Source organism: Bradyrhizobium sp. 132 (assembly GCF_023074185.1).
Taxonomy (GTDB): Bacteria; Pseudomonadota; Alphaproteobacteria; order Rhizobiales; family Xanthobacteraceae; genus Bradyrhizobium.
The window spans coordinates 1-4673 of record NZ_JADPKY010000088.1; the positions used below are offsets into that span (position 1 = coordinate 1).

General features: G+C 61.5%; 2 protein-coding genes and 1 pseudogene. 1 reads left to right on the top strand and 2 read right to left on the bottom strand.

What is annotated here, in order from left to right:
- Positions 1 to 592 precede the first annotated feature (592 nt).
- Both IVA74_RS14790 and IVA74_RS14795 read right to left on the bottom strand, forming a co-directional pair.
- Positions 593 to 2746 (bottom strand): CoA transferase, encoded by a 2154-nt coding sequence (locus IVA74_RS14790; RefSeq protein WP_247344813.1) that lies wholly within the window; start codon positions 2744 to 2746, stop codon positions 593 to 595.
- A 132-nt stretch (positions 2747 to 2878) separates the two neighbouring features.
- A complete protein-coding gene (locus IVA74_RS14795; RefSeq protein ID WP_247344815.1) occupies positions 2879 to 3763 on the bottom strand; it encodes an enoyl-CoA hydratase/isomerase family protein in 885 nt (294 codons plus the stop codon).
- 504 nt (positions 3764 to 4267) lie between these two features.
- On the opposite strand from IVA74_RS14795, the pseudogene IVA74_RS14800 reads away from it, so the two are divergent.
- Positions 4268 to 4673: pseudogene (locus IVA74_RS14800) on the top strand (biotin synthase); the annotation flags it as partial.

A 4673-nucleotide genomic window follows, 5' to 3' on the forward strand; every position in this document is an offset into this window, starting at 1 on the left:
AATCCACAAAACGAAATTGCAAGGTTTGGCGGTCTCGAACTCCAAATCCTTGCAATCTCAAACCCATCCGCAGTCGGAAAACGGACTCTCGCTCAATCGCTTAGAGCCTTGTTCACGGACGACTAGTTAAAATCCAAGTCTCGTCGATGAAGACCAGCCGCTCAGCCTCGACACGACCTTGATATTTTCAACCGGGCTCGCCGCCGAGCGATCTCGGGACGATCGCGTTCGCCAGCCAGCACGCTTTTTTTGCTGAGCTTCTCGGCATCCCACAGTCCGACTCGTAGTCGACCTTCAGGCCGCCGTCGGCAAGCTCGGCAACGAGCCGCGTATGGTGAAATCACCATCCTTGATCCGCTGCAATAGCGACGCTGCATGATCTCCGGAAACCTGCCTTCGGCTTGTGGCCACCCATCCTGGCTAGCTCAACCCAGCCGGTCTCCTCGACCGGCTGCATCCAGCCAAAGGCCGTGCTGATCGCGACCAGACTGCTTTAAAGCCTGATTGCGGGACACCCTCCCTCGATTGCGGCCACGACAGGCTGCGAAGATCTAAATTAGACTTGAACCGCCAGCACAATGCTGATCGGGGCTTAGGGAAGCGAACCTGCGATGCCGGCCTCCAGGAGGGTCTCGACCTCCTTCGGCGTGAACCGGCAAGACAGCACTTCGATCGTATCTTCGCCCAGCCGGGGCGGCGGCCGAGGTGACGGCAGCACGGCGTCAGCAAAGCGCCAGAGGCGCCCCGTGTGCCGATGGCATCTCATACCAGGCGCCTCCAGGCGAATGAACCAGTCCGCGAGGTCCGTCGCCTCCAGGGCCTCCCAGGTGCTGCGGACCGGCGCGATGCCGCTATGGCCGCAAACCTGCCAAGAATCCTTTCCGCTTGCCCGCTCCACCGGGGCGCGTGACGCCGGAGTGATCTCAGCGCCGGCTATCGAGAACGCCTCAGCAAGAAGCGCGTCGGCAATGTACCCGACGGCCGCCTCGAGCATAGAGCCTTCCACCCAGGCGCCCGAGCCCGTGACCAGTCGGCGAAATAGCGCGACAAGAGTTGCGCCCGCCATCTGCAGGCCGCAGATCGGGTCGGCTGGGTAGCCTCCCATGAGGACCGGACGCCCGGCGGCATCGAGGTTCAGGCCATCCCACCCGGCGAGCGCCTCGATCGAGACGCCGTTGGCCTTGAACGATGCGTAGGGGCCCGTTGCGCCGAAGCCGCTGAACGACGTTAGGATGATGTCGGAGCGTCTCGCCACAAGGGTATGGTAGTCGAGCCCAAATCGGCCCATCACATGAGGTGTGAAGTTCTCGAGCACGAGATCGGCATCACTGGCGAGCCGTAGAAGCGCCGCCGCGCCGGCCGGGTTCTTAAGATCCAGGCCCAATCCACGTTTATTGCGATTCACGGCGTTGAAGTAACAGCTGCGATTGACGGCCGCGGTGGCTGCGCCCGGCGCGGCTTCGACCTGTCCCATGAGCCGCCAGACGTCAGGCCGCTGCACGGCCTCCACCTTAATCACATCGGCGCCCAGATCTGCCAGCAGCATGCCCACCATCGGCCCCAACCAAGCTTGGGTGAGGTCCAGAACCTTAAGGCCCGCCAGCGGTGGCGAACGGTCGAGCTCCGTTCCGCGCTGCGGCTTTCGAGGGTGCCAGGCTAGATCTGCTGCGGTGATCGACGCAGGAGCGGGAGCCGCCTCGGGTGCGGACGATACGACGCCCGAAATCGACGCGGCGGCTCCCGCTAAAGGGATCGGTCCAGCCAACGGATGCGCCAAGGTCCGGAAGAAGCCACGATCTTCCAGTTGTGGATCGGCCAACACCTGCGTCAGGGTCTGAACTTTTCCGCAGGCTACGCCGCGGACTTGCAAGCCCAGGAAGACCTCCTCAACAGTGAGCTGCGCCGCATAGGGCGCCAAAACGGCCGCCCTCCATTCCGCAATAGCGCGTAAATCGCCATTAAGCTGCGGGTCGAGGTCAACGCAATCTGGCACGCCCAGCACTTCTCGAAAGGCGGGCAAATTTTCGGTCCAGCCGAAATGCGCCGAAACCACGCCGTCACGGCAGGCAAGCAAGCACCCGCCTTCGGGTGTGCCGTCATTTCGGTTCGTCGGTGCGGGCTGATGCTGCTCGCGCAGCCACATCAGAAGACTCGCCACTGTCTCTAGTCCCGACACCTCCACCAGGTCGCCAGCCCCTGTGCGCGCTCGTCGCACAAGCGCTGCCATTGCGGCCACAAACGCATTCGCGCCCAGCACGTGGTCAAGCAGATTCGGCGGCGCCGGAAGCGGTGGACCGTCGGACGGGCCATTGAGGCTGAGATATCCGCTCAGCGCTTCGAGCTCGGCGGTCCCACTGGCCTCTCGGCCTCGGAGGCCAAAAGGGCGAATAGCCGCCACAACCAGGCCGGGGCGCCCTTGCCGCAGCGTAAGCAAATCCAAGCTGGTGCGGGCACTGAATGTCTCCGGCGCTAGGTCACAGACCAACACATCCGCCCCGTCGATCAGTTCGTGTACTGCGTCTAACGGAGCGCTGCGCTTGCCCGCACCGAGCATTTCGAAGGCCGCCGAGCCTTCCGCTGCCCTAAGACGCCACCGTGGACCAAGACTCCGGAGTGAGCCGCCCGTGGGTGGCTCGAGGATGACTACCTCGGCGCCCCACTGCGCGAACTGGCGGCCGCAAAATCCGCCACTCGCGGCGTCGGCGATCTCCAGGACGCGCAGGCCAGTCAGGGGTTGTATGCTCATGCTGAGCTCCGATGGGAGCTAGTAGGCCCTACCGAAGACGTTCGGTGGTCGCCGGCCTGTTCGCGGTTCGAACCGGATCGCGCCGCACGCCGCCCGAAGCGGCCCACGAAAGTGCGATAGGACGAAAAGATTCTAACAAGGCGGCGCGGCTCGCTTTCCATAGCCTAATTCCCCCGAAAGGCAGGTTTCCGTTTTTCTAGGAATGCAGCGATACCCTCTTTGTAATCCTCCGTTTCGAGACGTCAGGAGGAACTGGTCGCGGTCGGCGAAGCTGCTGATCAGATGGGTCGCTGTCGCTTGAGCGTTGATCGCCTCTTTCGTCATGCGTACCGGGATCGGCGGCAGCGTGCTGACTTTGGCGGCCCATGCTCTAGACACCGCGCGCGCCTCGCCCTTCTTCGTCACCTCGTCGGCCATACCCCATCCAACGCAGGTCTCGGCGTCAACTGCCTCGCCAAGAATGACGAATCGTTTAGCGCGAGACGGCCCGACAAGCGTCGTGATCCTAGGGACGCTGTTCCAGCTCATGTTCATGCCGAGCGGAATCTCAGGCAGGCGCATGTAAGCGCCCTCCGCCATGATACGGAAATCGCAGGCCATCGCGATCGCGCATCCGCCGCCGAGACAATAGCCCTCGATGGCTGCGATGGTCACGGCCTCGATCTCCTCCCATGCCCGACATAGGTCTGGGCCCGTCATTAACTCCTCCCGCGCCTCAAGCAGAGTGGGGACTTTGCTTGGCCCCACCGCAGCGTCAGCCTCGCCGGCGGAAAGATCCGCTCCAGCCGAGAAATTGGTCTCTCCGCCAGCGAGAATAACGGCGAGCACGTCGGATCGTCGCCGGAGCAGACGCGCCACCTCCGTCAGCTCCTTTATGATAGCGGCGTTCAACGCGTTGCGAGCACTCGGCCGGTGGAGCTCAACCTCGACGGTCGGGCCATCGCGTGAGACGATGAGATGCTTCCAAGCACTCTCGCCTAACCGCTCGCCTCCGTTCGCAGCCACTTCTTCTTTCATAGCCGAAACACCGCAAGTTGTTGTCGATCGTCAATCAGGGCGCGCTTTTTGAAGCGCGAGAGCATCCGACGACACTGATCTTCGCATCGTATCCGAGTACATCGGTCGAATTTGCTTAGTATCTTAAGGTTTGCGCAGCAATTGCGCACAATCGCGCCGTTTGCGCCGATATCGAGCGGAGCTGGCTACCAGCGCACCGTTTAGAGACAACCGCGTCAACGTGTTAGGTCGTCCGCGATTTTGGCCTGGCTTACCTCAAGCCCCGCATGCCGAGCCATTCGTGTCCTTCGGTGAATTTCTGCGCACGGGCTCGAAGGGATACGGGAGTTCAAAAGCGCACGTTTGTAGGTTTCCTTTCTTTGCGACGACTTATAATTGACGTGTGGCCTGCGCCAGCAAATGCAAACAATCATTGTGCGATTAAGGGCAAGTTTTATGGCGACGGGCGTCAGAGTGGACAGGAGCGATCACCAACAGGAGGCGTCAGTTCGCATAAGTTAGGAGATCGGCAAGGCCGAAGCGCTTTATCAGCGGCCGTTTGCTGACTGATTTTTCAAGCGCAGAGCGTCCATCGCAAGAACTTCGATCAAAATCACATCGAAACGGCAAGTCTACCTAGAATCAAGACTGGGGATGTCCGGAAGACTGTGGCTACTGCTCGCAAAGCGCGCACTATGACACCGGCTCAAAGCGTCTAGTTTTGGGCGGGGCTGATGTAGTTGCGAGCGCGCAACGAGCCAAGAGCGCCGGCGCGACCCGTTTCTGCATGGCTGCGGCTCGCGTAGTCCAAAAGATCGCGACCTTGATAAGATATGCACATGGTCAGCGCCATTAAGCGGCTCGGTATGGAAACTTGCGCTACGCTAGGCATGCTGACGCCGATTCAAGCCGTGCGGCTGGCCGACGCTGA

Coding starts and splice junctions, on each gene's coding strand:
- IVA74_RS14790 (WP_247344813.1), bottom strand. CDS start 2,746: ATGAGCATACAACCCCTGACTGGCCTGCGCGTCCTGGAGATCGCCGAC.
- IVA74_RS14795 (WP_247344815.1), bottom strand. CDS start 3,763: ATGAAAGAAGAAGTGGCTGCGAACGGAGGCGAGCGGTTAGGCGAGAGT.